Origin of the sequence: Anaerocolumna jejuensis DSM 15929, from assembly GCF_900142215.1 — a bacterium.
Lineage (GTDB): Bacteria > Bacillota > Clostridia > Lachnospirales > Lachnospiraceae > Anaerocolumna > Anaerocolumna jejuensis.
In genome coordinates, this window is the sequence record NZ_FRAC01000006.1 from 241,132 (window position 1) to 259,855 (window position 18,724).

General features: G+C 39.1%; 22 protein-coding genes. 1 reads left to right on the plus strand and 21 read right to left on the minus strand.

Annotated elements, in window-relative coordinates:
* Positions 1-17 precede the first annotated feature (17 nt).
* The 8 genes from lspA to BUB77_RS01120 form a co-directional block, all read right to left on the minus strand.
* Positions 18-689: a signal peptidase II gene (lspA, locus tag BUB77_RS01085; protein ID WP_073272036.1), complete on the minus strand. Its 672-nt coding sequence runs from the start codon at positions 687-689 to the stop codon at positions 18-20.
* A 141-nt stretch (positions 690-830) separates the two neighbouring features.
* Positions 831-1,937 carry a 3-dehydroquinate synthase gene (aroB, locus tag BUB77_RS01090; RefSeq protein ID WP_073272039.1) on the minus strand — a complete coding sequence of 369 codons (1,107 nt, stop codon included), beginning with the start codon at positions 1,935-1,937 and terminating at the stop codon, positions 831-833.
* Between the two features lie 81 nt (positions 1,938-2,018).
* Positions 2,019-2,645 carry a DivIVA domain-containing protein gene (locus BUB77_RS01095; protein ID WP_073272040.1) on the minus strand — a complete coding sequence of 209 codons (627 nt, stop codon included), beginning with the start codon at positions 2,643-2,645 and terminating at the stop codon, positions 2,019-2,021.
* A gap of 74 nt (positions 2,646-2,719) precedes the next feature.
* The gene (locus tag BUB77_RS01100) at positions 2,720-3,481 is read right to left on the minus strand and encodes a YlmH/Sll1252 family protein (protein ID WP_073272043.1); all 762 of its coding nucleotides are present in this window, start codon (positions 3,479-3,481) and stop codon (positions 2,720-2,722) included.
* 11 nt (positions 3,482-3,492) lie between these two features.
* Positions 3,493-3,753, minus strand: a complete 261-nt coding sequence (locus BUB77_RS30940; protein WP_073272046.1) for a YggT family protein — start codon at positions 3,751-3,753, stop codon at positions 3,493-3,495.
* A gap of 5 nt (positions 3,754-3,758) precedes the next feature.
* Entirely contained in the window at positions 3,759-4,319 is a 561-nt protein-coding gene (locus BUB77_RS01110) for a cell division protein SepF (RefSeq protein WP_073272049.1), read from the minus strand.
* A 35-nt stretch (positions 4,320-4,354) separates the two neighbouring features.
* Positions 4,355-5,062 carry a YggS family pyridoxal phosphate-dependent enzyme gene (locus tag BUB77_RS01115; RefSeq protein ID WP_242962318.1) on the minus strand — a complete coding sequence of 236 codons (708 nt, stop codon included), beginning with the start codon at positions 5,060-5,062 and terminating at the stop codon, positions 4,355-4,357.
* Between the two features lie 75 nt (positions 5,063-5,137).
* Positions 5,138-6,523, minus strand: a complete 1,386-nt coding sequence (locus BUB77_RS01120) for a biotin/lipoyl attachment domain-containing protein (RefSeq protein ID WP_073272051.1) — start codon at positions 6,521-6,523, stop codon at positions 5,138-5,140.
* A 381-nt stretch (positions 6,524-6,904) separates the two neighbouring features.
* Between BUB77_RS01120 and BUB77_RS01125 the strand changes: the two genes are divergently transcribed.
* Positions 6,905-7,102 (plus strand): DUF378 domain-containing protein, encoded by a 198-nt coding sequence (locus BUB77_RS01125; protein ID WP_073272054.1) that lies wholly within the window; start codon positions 6,905-6,907, stop codon positions 7,100-7,102.
* Positions 7,103-7,203: 101 nt separating this feature from the next.
* On the opposite strand, the gene BUB77_RS01130 is transcribed toward BUB77_RS01125, so the two are convergent.
* From BUB77_RS01130 to BUB77_RS01190, 13 genes are all read right to left on the minus strand, one after another.
* Positions 7,204-7,623 (minus strand): twitching motility protein PilT, encoded by a 420-nt coding sequence (locus BUB77_RS01130; protein ID WP_073272057.1) that lies wholly within the window; start codon positions 7,621-7,623, stop codon positions 7,204-7,206.
* Positions 7,624-7,741: 118 nt separating this feature from the next.
* A complete protein-coding gene (locus tag BUB77_RS01135) occupies positions 7,742-8,716 on the minus strand; it encodes a D-alanyl-D-alanine carboxypeptidase family protein (protein WP_073272059.1) in 975 nt (324 codons plus the stop codon).
* Between the two features lie 207 nt (positions 8,717-8,923).
* Entirely contained in the window at positions 8,924-9,322 is a 399-nt protein-coding gene (locus BUB77_RS01140; protein ID WP_073272061.1) for a methylglyoxal synthase, read from the minus strand.
* A gap of 6 nt (positions 9,323-9,328) precedes the next feature.
* A complete protein-coding gene (locus BUB77_RS01145; protein ID WP_073272063.1) occupies positions 9,329-10,450 on the minus strand; it encodes an FtsW/RodA/SpoVE family cell cycle protein in 1,122 nt (373 codons plus the stop codon).
* 20 nt (positions 10,451-10,470) lie between these two features.
* Positions 10,471-10,743 (minus strand): cell division topological specificity factor MinE, encoded by a 273-nt coding sequence (gene minE / locus BUB77_RS01150; protein WP_073272065.1) that lies wholly within the window; start codon positions 10,741-10,743, stop codon positions 10,471-10,473.
* Positions 10,744-10,759: 16 nt separating this feature from the next.
* Positions 10,760-11,551, minus strand: coding sequence for a septum site-determining protein MinD (gene minD / locus BUB77_RS01155; RefSeq protein ID WP_073272932.1), 792 nt, complete (start codon positions 11,549-11,551; stop codon positions 10,760-10,762).
* Between the two features lie 22 nt (positions 11,552-11,573).
* Positions 11,574-12,239 carry a septum site-determining protein MinC gene (gene minC / locus BUB77_RS01160; protein WP_073272071.1) on the minus strand — a complete coding sequence of 222 codons (666 nt, stop codon included), beginning with the start codon at positions 12,237-12,239 and terminating at the stop codon, positions 11,574-11,576.
* 31 nt (positions 12,240-12,270) lie between these two features.
* Entirely contained in the window at positions 12,271-15,153 is a 2,883-nt protein-coding gene (locus BUB77_RS01165) for a penicillin-binding transpeptidase domain-containing protein (RefSeq protein WP_073272073.1), read from the minus strand.
* Entirely contained in the window at positions 15,154-15,663 is a 510-nt protein-coding gene (gene mreD / locus BUB77_RS01170; RefSeq protein WP_073272076.1) for a rod shape-determining protein MreD, read from the minus strand. It lies immediately after the preceding gene.
* A gap of 32 nt (positions 15,664-15,695) precedes the next feature.
* The gene (gene mreC, locus BUB77_RS01175; protein WP_073272078.1) at positions 15,696-16,547 is read right to left on the minus strand and encodes a rod shape-determining protein MreC; all 852 of its coding nucleotides are present in this window, start codon (positions 16,545-16,547) and stop codon (positions 15,696-15,698) included.
* 30 nt (positions 16,548-16,577) lie between these two features.
* Positions 16,578-17,600 carry a rod shape-determining protein gene (gene mreB / locus BUB77_RS01180; protein WP_073272081.1) on the minus strand — a complete coding sequence of 341 codons (1,023 nt, stop codon included), beginning with the start codon at positions 17,598-17,600 and terminating at the stop codon, positions 16,578-16,580.
* Between the two features lie 83 nt (positions 17,601-17,683).
* A complete protein-coding gene (gene radC, locus BUB77_RS01185) occupies positions 17,684-18,382 on the minus strand; it encodes a RadC family protein (RefSeq protein ID WP_073272084.1) in 699 nt (232 codons plus the stop codon).
* A 39-nt stretch (positions 18,383-18,421) separates the two neighbouring features.
* The gene (locus BUB77_RS01190; RefSeq protein WP_073272086.1) at positions 18,422-18,697 is read right to left on the minus strand and encodes a DUF4321 domain-containing protein; all 276 of its coding nucleotides are present in this window, start codon (positions 18,695-18,697) and stop codon (positions 18,422-18,424) included.
* Positions 18,698-18,724: the final 27 nt, after the last annotated feature.

Consider the following 18,724-nt stretch of genomic DNA (forward strand, 5'->3'; position numbering starts at 1 on the left):
TTCATCCTTCAAGCTCATCAATTGTCTTTATCTTCCCTTTCATCAGCCCCATCATTGCTGCTGGCTGCATTTTTTTCGTCTGTACCATTGTTGTCCTCTGTTTCATCGCTGTCATTTATTGCAGCCTTTTCTTCTGTCTCACCGCTGCCATTCATCACAACCTTTTCCTCTGTCCAATCGCTTCCATCAGCCGTGACAGTTTTTACTGATTTAGAGGATAAGAATTCAAAATCCTCATCCTTATAATAGAATAATCCTAATATAATCAAAAGAATGGAGGACAGTGTGACATAGCAGTCCGCTAAATTGAATACCGGGAAATCAATTAATTCAAAATAAATATAATCCACTACATAGCCATTAAAAACTCGGTCGATAAGATTACCTACTGCTCCGGCACAAATAAATACTAATATAATTCGAATGGCATTATAACGTTTGTCCTTTGGAATTTTCAAATATAAGATTACCATCAGGAATAACAGCAAAAAGGTCACCAGTATCAGGAAGATGATTTTCCCGCTTAGGATTCCCCATACTGCTCCGTTATTTTCATGGTAGGTAAACTGAAAAACCTTCGGAATGATAATAAAGGGATTTTCCTTTAAGTTCGATGCCGCTAAATGCTTTGTAAACTGGTCTAATGCAATTAATAAAATAAAATATAAGAAATGTCTTAATTTTCGCATAGTGCCTCCGAATGTACCTTATTAGTACCTTATTTAGTTTCTTATTTATATAAAAACTCTATTAAGCATAGCTAACTGCCTAATTGTTAATACTTGCTCTTTCTTATGTGATGCTTTTATAGTAAGCCGCTGACTGCTCCATTATCTCCGGTCCAGAATATACGAAACTACTTTGCTTATTTCTTCCCTGGTCACTGTTGCATCTATTACGGCTTCTCCCTTTTCCTTTAAGAGAATAAATTTAATCCTGTCACCATCAACCTTCTTATCATGAAAGACCGCTTCTAATACCTCTTCCGTAGACAAGCTATTTCCAGGTAATCCAAGGGGGAGCTTATAGAAAGATAATGTTTCTTCAATCTCCTCCAAATCCTCTTTGGTAATATTCCCCCGCAGGAAGGACAAATAGGCTGCTCCAGCCATTCCAATGGAAACACACTCACCGTGGAGCAGTTTAAAATCCATGGAACGCTCAACAGCATGTCCAATGGTATGCCCGAAATTTAAAAGGGCCCTTATCCCTTTTTCCGTAGGATCTGTCTCAACTACCTCCTGCTTGATTTTACAGGATTGTAATACCATATCCTTTAAAGCTTCCGGTTCCCTTTTTAAAATCAGCTCATGATTTTCCCTAAGCTCTTTGTAATACCCGGCATCCTTAATCAATCCATGCTTAATTACCTCACCCATGCCGTTTACGAACTGTCTGTCATCCAGTGTATTTAAGTGAGCCAGATTAATATACACCAACCCAGGCTGATGAAAAGCCCCTACCATGTTTTTATAGGACTTAAAATCAACACCAGTTTTTCCGCCAATGCTGCTGTCAACACAGGACAGTAAGGTAGTTGGAATCTGTATAAAGGAAATGCCCCTGAGATAAGTCGCAGCCGCATAACCGGTAAGGTCTCCAACCACTCCTCCTCCTAAAGCAAACAGCATATCATTCCTGTCAAAATTAGAAAGAATCAGCTTTTCATATAATTGCTCGACTGTGGAAAGGGTCTTACTGCTTTCTCCGGCTGTAAAGGTAAAAGTTTCTACAATTTTGGCATAGTCCTTTACAATTTCCAAAAGGCTGTTTAAATGAAGCTTACTTACCGTTGAATCCGTAACAATACAAACCTTGCGTCCGGTCAGGTTCAACGTCTGTAATTCATCGTGCAATAAGCTGTAATCCTCTGCCAGAACGATATCATATATGGGCTTATTATCCTTCTTAATGGTGATTCGGTGGGAATTATTCATGTCGGTTCCTTTCCTGTAGATGATACCCTTTTTCCTATTTCACGGGTCATTTGGAAATATATCATAATCTGATGAATACAATTATTCTTCTGTTAAATGATAAAATTCAAAGCCTGCCTCTTCTTCTGCCGACACACTCTTATCTAACGTACCTTCTTCTTTCATATCAGAAGCTGTATTATATTGAAATTCCGTTTTCGGAACCTCTGTTTTCGGAAGTTCCACTTTCGTTACTTCCTTTAAAGAATCCATATCTTCTATATGTAAGGAAAACGCCTCACTTTCCAGCATTTCTGCCTGTGCTGCGGCAAGATGCTTAAACTGGGCTTTGTAGGCTTCGTACTGCTGTACCAGTTTTATTGTCTGCTGTTTTAAGTGCAGGACTTCCTTGTAGCTTTCCGAGATAAGTAAGGAAGCTTTTCCGCTGGCTTCCTCTTCAATGGCCTTTGCCTGTTTCCTGGCAGCTTCCTTGGTATCCTCCGCTGCCTGTTCCGCTAATAAAAGCGCTTTTTGAAGGGTCTTTTCAATGGATTTATAATAATTAATGCCTTCATTTAAGGTATTTATCTTATCATTCAGCTCCATGTTCTCTTTATACATTGTTTCATAATTTTTCTGAAGCTCCGATACAAAGTTATCTACATCCTTTTTATCATATCCGATGCCTGACTTAAAGTTTTTGCTTTGCAATTCAACTGGTGTAATCATATTTCCCTCTCATTCCGCCCTTGGAGCTTTAAGCTATAAGGGCACAAAGTCTTCTGAAAGTATTTTTTGCTCTCTTAGATATACTTTTGCAGTGATACATAATACCGGCCTTTTTTTGTTTGATTTTCAAGTCCTTTATAAATGAATTTGCCATAACCTCTTACGGAAACTGTCTCATTCTCTTTCAGCTGGTAGCTGTTGCTTTCTACAAGCTTTCCATCCACATATACCTTTCCACTTGAAATCAGGGATAGAATACTGCTTCTGGAGGACTGGAACGCAAGCGCAATAATTGCATCCAGTCTTGGCGATGCCACACTTCCCTTTATTTCCTTAAAATCGGGAGTTATGGTCAAGGCATCTCCCTTTACAACTTCACAACGTACATTGGTATGCTTTATTCTTTGGAGATTCTCTGCTAAAAAGGCACTTAATTTGGCTTCACAATAAACAAAGCCTTCTTTTTCCTTTACCAGAATGTCACCAATCTTTCCGCGCTCAATTCCAAGGTTCATGATGGAGCCCAGAAAATCCCTATGATTAAACTCATCACTGTACTTTTTGTTTAACGGAATTATTTTAAGGCAGGCAATATAATCGGAAAAAGCTTTTACGGAGGAATCTCCGCAAAAGCATAGGACTTTCCTTTCAGCCGCATCAAAACCGCCGAAAAGTTTATAATTCACATCAGGTAATTCCGGTTTTGCACTAAGAAAAATACTGGTTTCATTTAAGGTCAAAAAATCAGTATATGTATTTATGTTCTTATTATAAGCAGCCCTTGCCAAATCAAGCAGTCTTTTTTTAAAAAGTAATTCCTCTTTCTCCGTGTTCATAAGTACTCCTGTTATAATAGCTTTCCAAAAAAATCCTGTAAGAACAGAATTATCACAAATCCAATTAACGGTGACAAATCTGCAGCCGGATTATTAAATATAGAATATTTAAGTATAAACCGCACCGGTGCCAGAACAGGCTCTATTAAAAGAGATAATAGGCTCTTAATCCTTTCCCCTCCGGCAAACCAGGACGAAAGCATATATAATAGCAGTATAATCTGCAATACAATAAAAAATACGTAAAATGTTGTATATATAGTATGAGCCATCTCTTCTAGAAATCCTTGTTTAGTGTAGGTACTTCAAATCCGTTGCTTTGTAAAATGTCTGAATAATCTCCTGAAATATCCACTGATTCGGGTGATATTATAAATATAAAGCTGGATATCTGGTGGAGCTTTCCATTCAGGGAATATACGGAGCCGGAAATGAAATCCATGATGCGCTGTGCCAAATCTACATCCAGGCCTTCCAGGTTTATAACTGCTGCTCTTCCTGATAACAGCATATCGCAGATTTCCTGGGAATCTTCAAAGGTTGCCGGTTTCATGATACATACCTCAAAGCCCTTGGGGCTTGTCCGAATCGGCACTACCTTTCCCTGTGAAGATCTTTCTGTTTTTATCTGCTTGTCTTTTCTGGCTTCATTTAAGACATTATTAACGACCTGGGACGGTATTTCCGTCTCATAGGCAGGCTGGTAAGCTTGTCTTACTGCTTTTTTCTCAACTTTTTCTGCGCGTTTATATTCTCTTTCGTCCTCATAATCATCATCGTAATCGTCATCTTCTGTCAGTTTCAGTGAATCTAAAATACTCTTAAAAATATTCTCCATACTCCATGTCTCCTATCTGTAATCATAGTTATCTGCTAAAGTGTGCTATAATTACGTTCCCCAAAAATACCGGTTCCAACACGAACCATTGTAGCTCCTTCTTCTATTGCTACTTCATAATCTCCTGTCATTCCCATAGATAGCACGTCCATAGTAACATTATCAATGTTTTTCATTTTTATGTCAACATTTAATTGTCGCAATTTTCTAAAATACTTTCTATTTTTTTCAGCTTCGTCCACATTGGGAGCAATTGTCATGAGCCCGCATACCTGCACATTGGGCAGCTTTGATATTTCCTTAATAAGCGGTATGACATCTTCCTCAAAAACACCGAATTTGCTTTCTTCCTTTGCAGCATTCACTTCAATCAGAATCTTACAGACAATATTTTTCTTTTCTGCTTCCTTTTGTATCTGTTCTGCCAGCTTAAATGAGTCAACCGAATGGATAAGCTCTGCTTTATCGACAATATATTTTACCTTATTTGTCTGCAAATGGCCGATTAAGTGCCATTTGATATCTGTGGGTAATTGTTCATATTTTTCTGTCAATTCCTGTACCTTATTCTCACCAAATACTTTAATTCCTTCCCCCATAGCAATTTCCATATCAGCTACCGGCTTGGTCTTACTGACTGCTATTAAGGTCACTTCATCTCTTTTTCTTCCGGCGCGGGTACATGCTGCCTTAATCCTTAATTCCACTTCTTTCAGATTTTCCTTTATTGTCTCAGCACTCACATTATTACTTCCTTTCTAATTCTACCCTACTTTTATATTATTTCTCATATACGAATTACGTTCCGTCTTCATTCCTTAATATATAATAGACTGTTCTGTGGCTGTACTGCTGTCCAGGGCAATGTGATCGTATTCGGAAAGGCCGCTTAAGGTATTCTTTTTGATAATACAGTATTCCTCATTTTCATAAAGTATCTCAACAGGCTGGAATACCGCATAGCCCTTGTTGACATTATAAACGCCCTTAAAGGTTTTCGTTTTTTCAAGCATATACGTATCGCTGTCACTTTTTCCTTCTATTATGTCCCTGTTCTTAAACAATCTTGTATCAACGTAGACATAATCTCCATCCTTGTAATAATCGGCCGGTATGAATTCATAGGTAACCTTATCTCCGTTATCGCCTGAGGAGGTAACGATTCGTGTAAGACCCAGCTTATCCGAATCCCCGCCTTTGGTCAAATAAGAATAAGGGACCTTATAGAATTTCTTTTGTGTAATGGCACTAACAGGTACTTTCAGACCTTCGGCTGAATTAATTACCATTTCCGTTGGAATAAACCGTTGATTAATATAACGGGCCATATATTTGGTCAGGGTCACCCTGGCAAAATAATCCGTACCCTTCTGAAACACTTTGACCGGTACGGTCTGTTTCAAGCCATCGGTGGTAAATATAATGGTGATATACTCATTGTCTTTTATCTTTTCATACTGTTCTTTCTCTAATAAGTATAGAATGCTCCAATTATCATTCGTTACAATTTTATACACCGTGCTGCCTTTTTGCTGAAGCTTGTTAGTTCGCAGCTGCTTCTTCTGATAAGCAGTCTTATCAAATGACTTTGCCGTTGCGGAATCTGCCGTCATATCCTCATAACCATCCGCATAATAAACGACAACTCCACTGGTATCTGTTCTGGCAACCTTTAAGGAGGTGGTCTTATCTTTTAAAAGTGTCTTTAAATTCGTTAGCATGCTGTCATTATAAATCTGCATGGAAGAATTGGAAAGCTCCTCCTTTAGCTGATAAGCATAGGAAAAATTCCCGCTGTCATAATCTTTCTGAAAATCCGTAATTTCATCTTTGATGGCATCCGCATCATCCGAGGATATGGTATGATTGCTGTCATCTGCAGCAAGGACATCGGAATAATCATTTCCGCCGTCTACGGAATATACTACAGAATTCTTTGCAACACGCTCTCCATCCCTGTGATAGTAATTGATATACCCTGCCGTATCCGTATCAACCAGCTTCTCATCCCTGAATATCAGCCCGTCCAATACAAAATCATCAGCCGTGGCACCCTCTTTTACCTCATAAATTGTAAGATGGTCTTTTGAAAAATATAAATATATATTAATCAGCACATAGACAAAAACAATGAAGAAGGTAATTGCCCCAATGTTTATGCTTCTGGCTTTCCTGAATTTTCTTACCTTATTGCCGGAACCCAAATTCCCTAACCCCCTCTTTTATTTATGAATAAATAGTTAAAATCTTTTATTCTTCTATCTATTATACTTACTACGCCAGGAGAATAAAAGCCCTAAATTCAAAAAATTGAACAAATAAATTTGATTCGGGTTTCATAAGTCAATATCACAGACGGGCCCACGAAAGTATGGGGGTTAAAATACACTCAGTTCTGTGAAATTCACTTATTTACATTTTTATACTCCCAATATACATAGACGTAATCCGTGATTAACTTATGACTTCCGAATCAAAATTTTTATTTTCTATACTTAATCTCTGTCTCTTTCTGCTTCCTTTAACCCTAAGAATAATCTGTACAAAAATGGCAATAATAAAAAATGCAAGAAGGAGGTAATCAAGTGAAAACATTAGATTATATCGCATTGACACTTGTCATCATCGGCGCCATCAACTGGGGTCTCATCGGCTTCTTGGGATTTGACCTTGTAAGAGTCATATTTGGTGATATGACAGTAATGTCTAGAATTATTTATGCTCTTGTAGGTATTGCAGGCTTGTATGCCCTGAGTTACTTCGGAAGACTTCGCAGCGAATAGGCCGTTGAAGATTTGGACAGTCTGTGGTATACCTTAGGAACAGAAATCAGGAAATGAAATAAGAGGCAGGTGATAGTTACACCTGCCTCTTATTTCATTATTTATAAAGCAACTGCTATATTTTCACGTATTATTTCAGGTAATGAATATTCTGCCATGGAAATGCTAATGATAAAATCCACGTTGTATTCCTTTGATATCTTATCTAATTTCGTTAAGGTGGGAGTTAAGAGATCTCCTTCGATGAAGGCGATGTTCAGAAAACTGTCTAAAAAAACAGCTTCCAGATCATGATCCTGTGACACAAGACCGCATATAAAACCAATAAATTCACTGGAATTCTCAATACAATAATCTTTCACATTAATAAGCCGGATTCGGTTGCTCAGCTCATACATGTGTTTATTATTCTTGTCCAGATAAATTACATTGCCTTTTAAATCTCTTGCTGCTTGGTTGGCTTTCTCAATTAGTATTTTTGTCTTGCCTTTACCCTTTTCGCCTGCGATTATCTGTATCATTGTAATCTCCTCCTTAAGATGTGTATTAAATTCGGGTGAAATTATATAAATAATTCCTAAATATACTTATATTATAGTATATTTTCACCCAAAGTACAACCACAATATAGAAAACCGGTTACTTAATCATCTTCAATAAATCCGTCATTTGTGAGAAAAGACTATCACTGCTGTCGGCTTTTAGAATGAGGGAGATGTAGTCTTTCTTATTCTTATCCTTACTGTACAATATAAGACAGCTTCCCGCCTTACCAGTGGTTCCTGTTTTGCCGCCAACGACTGTAATACCTTTCGGCGCATTTTCCGCTCCCTTCAGATAACGGTTGGTAGTCAGGAAATTCTTTGTTACCGGATTGCCGCTGGCATCCTTATATGTTACAGTATATTCTGATTTATTAATAATAGAAAGAAATTTATCGTATGTGACTAATTGATGAAATATCAAATATAAATCATATGCCGTTGTATAATGGTTATCATCGTGCAGACCGTGAGGATTTACAAAATTCGAATGCACGGCACCTGCGTCCTTTGCGGCCTGGTTCATCATTTTCGCAAATTCACCGATGGTTCCTCCAACGTGCTCTGCAATAGCCACACCCGCATCATTCCCGGAATATATTAGAAAAGAATAAAGAAGGTCTTCCAACTTAATCGTATCCCCTTCTTTAAAGCCACATAGCTTGGCTCCGCTTTCCGTTATATGAGAAGCGTTATAGCTGATTGTGACCATGTCATTTAAGTCGGCTTTTTCTAATACCACCAAGGTAGTTATGAGCTTTGTCAGACTTGCCGGATATAATCTTTCATATACATTATTGGCATAAATAACCTTTTTATCCGTATTATTTACAATTAATGATGCCTCTGCCGTTATAGCAGGGTCAGACATGTGATTAAGTTTGTCCGGTATAACTGCAAGATCAGATGCAAAAAAATCAGGTGCTTCTTCACTGCTGCTTGCCGACAGGTTCAAACCATCCATATTAGCAAAGGGCAGTGCCAAATCATCTTGATTCCTGCATCCGGTCAGGAGTGTAACAGATAACAGAAGACAAAACAGCTTTTTCTTCATTGTATTATCAGCTTTCATATTAATCCCCATGCATATCGCAAGTTTGCTTGCGATACTGCTTAAATAAAAAGATTAAAAATGCAGCGCATTTTTCAATCTAATCCCATGCATATCACAAGCATGCTTGTGATACTGCTTTAATAAAAAGATTAAAATGCAACGCATTTTTATCTAATCCTCATGCATATCGCAGGCGGGCCTGCGATACTTCTTAAATAGAAAAAACTATGATCTTAATATTTCACGCCAGTCAAGATCTCCGCGATCCAGCGCTTTTATCATAAGTTCCGCAGATGCCAAGTTAGTTGCTAAAGGAATATTATGAGTATCACATAAACGCACAACTGTATTTACATCCGGCTCATGGGATTTCGGAGAAAGGGGATCTCTTAAAAAAATAACAAGATCCATCTGATTATGCTCAATCTGTGCTCCCATCTGTTGTTCTCCGCCAAGGTGTCCAGCAAGGTATTTATGAACATTCAGATTCGTCACTTCCTCAATCAGTCTTCCCGTTGTTCCGGTTGCATATAGTTCATGCTTATTTAAAATACCCCGATATGCTATACAAAAATTCTGCATCAATTTCTTCTTTGCATCATGCGCTATCATACCAATATTCATATGGTGTTACCCCCTTCTATATTTTCTCTGTAAATTTATATTGATTATGATTCCGATGGCTATCATGCTGCTCATCATGGAGCTGAGTCCATAACTGACAAAAGGCAGTGGTATACCGGTATTCGGTAATATTTTTGTCGCCACACCAATATTGACAAACATCTGAAACACAAACATAGCAGAAATACCGATAGCAATCAGCCGCCCCAATCTGTCAGGCGCATGGCTTGCTATGATCAAACACTTAAAAATGATAATGGATAATAGCACTATTATAACACAACCGCCAATAAATCCAAGACTTTCTCCTGCCACCGAAAAAATAAAATCACTTTCCGATATAGGAACGTAGGTATCGCTTTGAATTGCATCCTTTCCTTCCGAAAAAAGCTTTCCGGTAAGTTTTCCGGAACCAATTACTTCAACAGAATTCTCCTGCTGATAAAGTGTGGAAGAGGATTTGTCGGCTCCCGGATTCATGAAAGCCTCTATTCTGTTCTGCTGATAATTCGTCAGGAAGAAAATGTCATAATTATTCTGAATTCCCCACAAAGTTCCAATAACAAGTGGGATTACAGTAATTAAAATTGGTAGAATTATCTTTAAGCTTAACCCTCCCGCAAATATCATTATAGCAAAAATAAACAGAATAACAAGACTCGTTGATAAATTTGTTTGTGTTAAAATAAGAAAAGTTGGAATAGCTATCAACACTCCAAGCAGAACTAATACATAAAATTTCTTCATCCTGTCTTTGAATATCACTAATAGTTTTGCCATAAAAATGATAAGTATAATCTTTGTAAGCTCTGATGGTTGAAATTCAAATACTTTTAAGTCCAGCCATCTCCTGGAACTGTTGTGTTCCACTCCAATAAGCTTTACAGCAACTAAAAGTATCAGGTTAATAAAGTATAGTATAATGTAAAACTGGCTGATGAAATGATAATCTATAAGAGATACCACAGCTACTATAAACAATCCCAGTACCAGCCCCATTATTTGTTTGAGAAACAAGCCTTCCTGAGCTATTCGAACCAGGTATACCCCGATTGCGCTCAAGATAATTACAAAGGTCACTAAGCTGAAATCATAATTCCTTATACTGTACTTTTTTAATGGAAACATAACTTTACCCTAACTTTTCTTTATTTGTTGGACTTCATATCCTTAATGGGAATGTTAGCAAATAATGCAGGAACGGTCCCATTATTACCTTCAGATTCTGTCTGTGTAATTTTAATATCAAGCCCCTCTAAGTCAATTTCTACATACCGGGAAATAACGGCGATAATGTCATTTTTTATCTGTTCCATTAGCTCCGGTGAACATCCTGCCCTGTCTGAGACAAGTACTAACTTCAAACGGTCTTTTGCAACACCGCTGGAAGTTTTTTTTCTGAAAAAGTCCGCCAATCCCATATTAATACTCCTCTCCCTAATTTTTCTTTAGTAAGCTTACCAGCCTGTTAAATAGTCCCTGCTTTCCGTTTAATTCAAGGAACGGTACTTCCTCTCCCAGTATTCTGCGGCAGATATTCATATAAGCCTGGCCTGCTGACGTATTAGTTCCAACTAAGGGTTCGCCCTGATTGGTGGAAATAACAATATTTTCATCATCGGGGACAACACCGATTAAGCCGATGGCAAGGATTTCAACAACATCCTCACTGGACATCATATCGCCTCTTTTAACCATATCAGGCCTTAAACGGTTTACAATCAAGTGTGTCTGTTTCATTTCGTTGGCTTCTAATAAACCAATAATTCTATCGGCGTCCCTTACCGCTGATACCTCAGGGGTGGTAACTACTAATGCTCTGTCCGCGCCTGCTATGGCATTCTTAAAGCCCTGTTCAATACCGGCAGGACAGTCCATTAATATGTAATCGTATTCTTCTCTCAATTCATCCGCAAGCTTCTTCATCTGCTCCGGGGTAACCGCTGTCTTGTCCCTGGTCTGTGCAGAAGGCAGAAGGTAAAGGTTGGGATATCGCTTATCTTTTATAAGTGCTTGTTTCACCCGGCAGTTTCCTTCAATTACATCTACCAGATTATAAACGATTCTGTTCTCAAGTCCCATGACCACATCCAGATTTCTAAGTCCTATATCCGTATCAATCAGAATAACCTTCTTGTCCAGCTTTGCAAGTCCTGTTCCGACATTTGCCGTTGTTGTTGTCTTTCCTACTCCACCCTTACCGGATGTTACTACGATTACTTCGCCCATCATGTTATCCTCCAAAAACTTATTATAAGTTTATATCATTTATAACCTCTTTACTCAAAGGTTCTATATAGATATTTCCATCTTCCAAAAAAGCAATCTTCGTTTCCTTGCCTGCGCTTTTCTCAGGCTTGTCCGGCGATCTGGCTATGGTATCGGCAATCCGTATCTGAACTGGGCTCATATCAAGGGCAACTACAAAGGAATTTGTATTGCCGGATGCACCGGCAAATACGCTTCCCTTTAAGGAACCCAGAACAATAATATTTCCCTTTGATACAATTCGTGCTCCCGGATTGATATCTCCTATCACGATGATACTGGTTTCCACCTCTAACACCTGGCCTGACCTTAGATTTCCCTTGTAGAATTGTCCCGTAGTGTTGGACAGCTCCATCAGCTTTTCATCCAGGGCTTTTTTAAATTTTTCTTCTGTCTGCGGATCATCTTCTATGACACAGACCACATGCAGCTTGGTTTCTTCGGCAATGATATTTAAGATATCACGCTGCTGCTCTGTTGTCAGCTTTCTTCCCTCAAAGCTTAAAGCCATTTGGGCCTTATCGAAGAATTTAGCGGACTCGCGGAACTTCTCAGCTATTTTTTCTCTTAAGCTGTCATACTCCATTTCACTGTCCAGCACGACAATAATACCGTATTTATTGCCTTTTATAATGACTGGGTTGTTCATAAACACCTCCTGATTGCTCTATGCTATATAATTAATCTGTAAAGGACACTGTCTCAGATTCCGGCATAATCGCTTTTCCCTCCGGCTTCTTGTATCCAGGCTTTTTGAAATAATATCCATACAGATATTTACTAAGCTCTACTGCATTGCTGGAAGCATAACCATAGGGTATAACAGTCACCATGGATATTTCCGGCTTGTCGTAGGGTGCATAAGAAACAAACAAAGCATGGTTTCCATGTAATTTACTTTCCTGGGCTGTACCGGTCTTTCCTGCAACCTTTAAAGGAAAATCCTTAAAGATATAGGACACGGAGCTTCTGCTTCCGTTTGCCACCTTGTACATGCCTTCATGGACTAAATCCCAGTAGGTGCTGCTGATGGAATTGATTTGAGTGCTTTTTGCCTTATTATCCAAAATCACCTTTCCATCCTTATCCACTACCTTCTTAAGCAGTGTCAGATCATAAGAGGTTCCGCCGGTAGCTACCGTTGTCAGATATCTTGCCAATTGGACAGGCGTATAGTTATTAGTGCCCTGTCCGATAGCTGAACGTACCGCATCCATATCGGAGGTTTTAGGGTCTGCTTCTTCCAACTCAATTCCTGATTTTCTATCCAATCCCAATAATTTTGCATATTTGGCAAGCTTTTTAAGACCGGTTGAGGTTTTTTCGGAATCATTTCCGTTATTGCTTAAACGCCAGCCCATTTCATAGAAGAAATAGTTACAGGAAACCTCCAGGGCTGTGGTTATATCCACCTTCCCATGGCTGGATGAGGACCAGTCCTTGGGTGGATGATAGGTTACCTTGTTAAATATGGTTTTATCCAGGACAGTCTCTCCCGGCTGTAATACGCCTTCATCAAGAGCAGCAAGGGAGGTAACCATTTTATAAGTGGAACCCGGAGCTGTTCTCTGTTTTGTTGCCCTGGAAATAGTAGGCTGCGAAAGATCGTTATTTACTTTCGTAAAATAATTATAATCAACCTTATTGGCAAAATAATTATTGTCGTAACCCGGATAGGATACCAAAGCCCGGACCTCACCTGTTTTGACATCCGTAACTACCACCGAGGCACTGCAGGGATCCAAAGCAAGCTGGGCCGGTGTTATCTCAATGTTACGTATCTTTTGGGTAATAAAAGTATAGGGGGATAAAACTCCGCTTTCTAATTTGGTAATATCTTCTTTATTGTATTTTAACACACCTTGGTCGAATAATAAAAGACAAATTTCTTTTCCTGATAATTGATAGGAATATACCAGCTCTTTATAGACCATTTTTTGAAAAAGAACATCATCTGCCATGGAATCCGTAATATGATTCAACAGCTTGCCGTACAGTTCATCCGTACTGTAATAGGCCTCCCCATCGGTTTTTTTATCCAGGAATTTATTTGTATCCACCCAATTCTTTGAGATTGCATATTGCAGGAACTTGCTAAGGCTTATCTTATCCTCCACATACTTATTATACATCTCATCGGACTGGTCTATTGGTTCCAGCAGAGAAGAAGAATCTGTAATATCCGACTGCTTTGTCAGCAGAATCCCCTCATTTTTCAGTTTCTTGTAAACATAATTCAGATAGTCCGACATGGATTCAGAAACATTGGAACTAAGAGCATCCGAGTTAATGGACAGTTTACTTTTTAAATCATCGAGTACGGAATTTCTCTTAGACGTATATTTCTTATATACGGCTTTTTCAAGCCCGGTGGCATCATCTGAATTAAAAGTCGTTACATCAATTACACTGTTGTTAATTAATGCATTGTAAACATCATAAATAGGGATTTTAATGTTCTTTGCCGATTCACCTCTTGTTCCCGCATCAGTGCTGTTATTGATTTTAGAAAGCAGAATTCCGGCAAGAGCACGCTCAATAATCTTATAATATGCTTTTTGAAGGTCGCTGTCTGTAGTCAGATAGACATCTCCCCCTGCAATTGGTTCCGTTCTGCTCAAGGTTTCCAGGTATTTATTGACAGCATTGACCGAAACACTTTCAATTCCCTTTTTTCCTGCCAGGTACGATTCAAATACCTTTTCCACTCCCAGCTTTCCGATCATATCAGAGGTATTATAGCCGGAGTCCTCTCCCAGGTTCTGTAGTTCGGTATCATTTACAAGTCCTGTATATCCGATGATATGGGCATTATAAATACTGTCATTGTATACCCGGTAGGGCTGCTGCTTAATTTCCACTCCTGAAAGTATACTGCTGTTTTCATAAATAGCTGCAACTGTTTCAGGGCTGACCTTTGAGGAAATGATAATCTGGTTATAAGGCGGAAAATTGCTGAAAATAGCGTAGCGCAAGGTCATAATCTTAAGTGCTTCTTCCATTTTGTAGTCATCCGAAATTTTAAACATGGCAACACTCTTATCCCCATGCCTTAAAAAATCAAACACCTGTGCAGCAGTGGCGTTTTTCTGCTCCTCGCTCAGCTTATCGATGGAAGATTTCCCGTAGGCATTCATCAAAAAGCGTAATCTGGCCTTGCCGCTTACCGTAAATTCCGGTTCTTTATCCTTATTCAGTGTAATGCCAAACTCATTTTCTATACTGTTTCCGTATTTCTCCAAAATGTTTATCAGATTAAAAAGCATCTTGTTCAGATCATCATTGGAGGTTTTTGTAATGTTTTCCAATACGACAGAGTAACTAATTTCATTGTACGCAAGTAATTTTCCGTTTCTGTCATAAATATTTCCCCTGGTACTCTTTATTTCCCTCTCTCTTGTGGTTCTTACCTGGCTGGCCTTTTCAAAACTTTCTCCCTGTATAATCTGAAGAGTATAAATACGGCTTATCAGAATTCCAATCAGAGCCAGAAATATTAAGGTGACAGGAAATAACCTGGAGGTAAAGACCTGTTTTATCTTTTCCCAAACAATATCCAGCAACTAGAATCCCTCCTCTTCTTCTTTTTTCTCTGTCTTATCGTTAATTATGTTTAACAGCTTATACAGGAATACGGATATAATAACTGTATATATCAGATCCGGCAGCCCTTTGTGAACAAAATAGAATCCAATATTCAATTTGCCCCGGAGTAAGTACTCAAATATATAATAGAGAAAAAAGTAAACTAAATCACTAAGTCCAACAAGTATTAACGGAATTGTCATATTTTCCTTCACAAATATCCGGTAGCAAAAACCGTTCAAATACCCGATAGTCATAAAAATCAGAGCATAAAGCCCTACAATATACCCATAACATAAATCTATCAGCAGTCCGCAAAAAAAGCCTGTCAGCAAGCCTTCTCTTCTTCCTTTTGTAAGTCCAGCCGTAGCGGTTAAGATTAACAGAAGGTTCGGAGCAACTCTGGCTAAGGAAAACCACTGAAATATGGTAGTCTGTATTAAAAAACACAGGAATATTTCTGCAATTACAATAACGAATCTTTTCACTTAAATTTTGGTTCACCTTACCTTTCCCGCCGCTACTTCTTTAATTGTTCTTTTCGTTCGGTTATAACAAGCACTTCATCCAGCCTGCTGAAATCCACCGCCGGTATCAAATGAGCTGTTTTTGTCAAGTTGTTGGGTTCAACGGTTATATCCGTCACATAGCCGATTAATATCCCCTGTAAGTATTTTGTACTGATAGAGGAAGTGACGACCTCGAATCCATCGGATATTTTCGCATCCTTTGCAATGAGGGAAACATCCAGAATTCCTTTGCTGTAGGATTCCATACTGCCGTTGACGATACAGTTGTCGGATGTTTTGATGAACATTCCGTAGACATTGCTGGAATCATCGATAATGGAGCGCACCTTGGAGTAATTCTGATGTACCTCCGTTACAATTCCCACAAGGCCATTTCCGGCAATCACGTTCATGTCAACATCGATGCCATCTTCCTTTCCTTTATCAATGGTAAAGTTATTATACCAGTTATTGGGATCTATACTGATTACCCTGGCACCTACCTTGGGATAATCCGCGTATTTCTGATCCAGCTTATACAGGTCACGGAAGCGGTCCAGTTCATATTTATCCTGAAGCAGTATCTTGTTCTCATAAGAAACTTCGGATAGTTGTTTCTTTAAATCTTTGTTTTCTTTTAGGAGAGTGCTTAACTTTACAAATTTATCTCCCTGGGCAGCAATTGCCTTGCCCACCGTATTAATTCCGTTCTGCATGGGCATTAAAACATCCCCTACTGCCCCTTTTACAGGTGATAAGGCCTCACTGTAACGAAAGGATATAAACATCAGGATGAGACATAAGACGACTCCCCCGATAAAGAGATGCTTGGGGTTAATCAAAAAACCTGGTCTCCTTCTCATATGGACCTCCTTCCCTTTCATTTATTTTTATCAGACCTTTATAGTTGTTTCTTTTAACGGACTAGCCAGGTCTGATAAATGATGGTCTTCTATAATCCTGCCGAGGCCGTTTACCACCGTATTGGCAGGGTCATTGCAGATATTTATCTGAAGTCCGGTTTCCTTTGCTAAAAGAGTATCCAGTCCCTGTATGGCGGAAGAACCACCGGTAACATAGATTCCGGAATCTATAATGTCCGAAGAAATTTCAGGTGGAGTCCTCTCAAGGATTATTCGTATGGCATCAATAATGGAATAAATATATTCTATGATAGCATCATAAACAAAGGAGGAGCTGATATCCACTTCCGTAGGAAGGCCCGTTACCACATTCCTTCCATAGGCTTTCATGCTGTGTTCTTCCGAAGGAACGGCTGTTGCCAGCTCCTTCTTGATATTTTCCGCCGTTTTATCACCAATTACCAGATTATAACTTTTTTTAACAGTGGATTTAATGGATTCATCCAGGCGGCTGCCTCCGATAGGAATAAGCTTACTGATGACGATTCCTCCCAGGGACATAATAGAAACTTCCGTCGTATCGGCACCAATATCAACCACCATTACACCCTTGGCATTATTGACATCAAGACCGATACCGACTGCGTCGGCAATGGGCTTTTCCACTATTTTAATGGACTTGGCTTTTGCCCGGGAGCTGGCTATCAGGTCATAAAAGGCTCTTCTTTCCACCTCTGTGATGTCGGTAGGAGTAGCTATCAGAATAGCGGAAGCCTTTATACTGCCTCTTTTATACAGCCTGTTGAACATATAGTTAATCAGCTCCAGCATATTATTGATGTCCGCTATGACCCCGTTTTTTACCGGATAGCTGACATTGATATTAGCCGGTGCTTTTCCATGCATTTCAAATGCTTCATTACCGGCAGCAATTACCTTTTTCTTTCCTTCTACCGCAATAATATTTTTTTCGTCTACCACAACGCCTTCATTCTTATGGTATATTTTAATGGTACTGGTTCCCAAATCAATTCCGTAAGTCTTTCCTGCCATTTTTTTATCTCATTGCATATTTTTATCTAAGCGCATACATGAAAGGGTGTTCTACCTGTCTGTCTGCCGCAATGTTTTCCTTTCTAAATATATCCCTGCTCCGCAAGGCTCATATACTTATTATCACCAATTATAATATGATCCATAAGCCGGATTCCTACTAAATTTCCAGCTTCTTTCATTCTTTGGGTGGTTTTGATATCTTCTTTGCTTGGAGTAGGATCCCCGCTGGGATGGTTGTGAAGAAGTATGATATTAACCGCTTCGTATTTAAGAGCATTTAAGAAAATTTCCCGGGGCGAAAGCAGCGAACTGCTTACCGTGCCGGTTGAAATAATCATATCTTTCAGTAACCTGCTCTTAGCATCCATCATAACCAGATATACCATTTCCCTTTGAAGATGTCTCATTTCCTGCATGTAATAATTTGCAACTGCTTCGGGAGTGGCAAGTATCTGCCTCCCGTCATTTGTAGCTTTCGCCATTCGCTTTGTCAGCTCCGTAATACACAGAAACTGTATCGCCTTTACTCTTCCGATTCCTTTAATGGATTTAAAGTCATTAAGGCTCATGTGGTTCAATCCAAGGAGTCCCTTATAGGTCTTAGAAAAGGAAAGCACCCGGGCTGCCACATCTACCACCCGTTCTCCTGCCGTTCCGGTTCGGATAATCACAGCAAGAAGTTCGGCATCAGAGAGTACACCCGGGCCTAATCTTTCACATTTTTCATAAGGCCTTTCTGATAAAGGCATTTCCTTTAAGGTATAATACTTTTCATTCATTTGTCCTCCTACCTTCTCTCTCCGGGAAAAAGCAGGATATTAAAGCTTTCGGTATACTATTATTGCCAAAATAATGCCAATAATACCGCCAATGGTTATTTTAATGGTCAAGCCGAAGCTTAAGACCATAACACCCAGATTCAGTTTTACAACTCCGCCCTGTCCAGAACTGCCTATGCCGAACTGCTGGCCATAATTAAGCCAAGAAAGGTAAGGAACATCTTTCGCCAGATATCCGAGAAAGCCTCCAAGGACTACCCCTGACAGCAGAACGATTAATAAGACGCCTGTATTCTTTGCATTTATTCTGGACATTGGATTTGTACCTCCACTACAAAAATT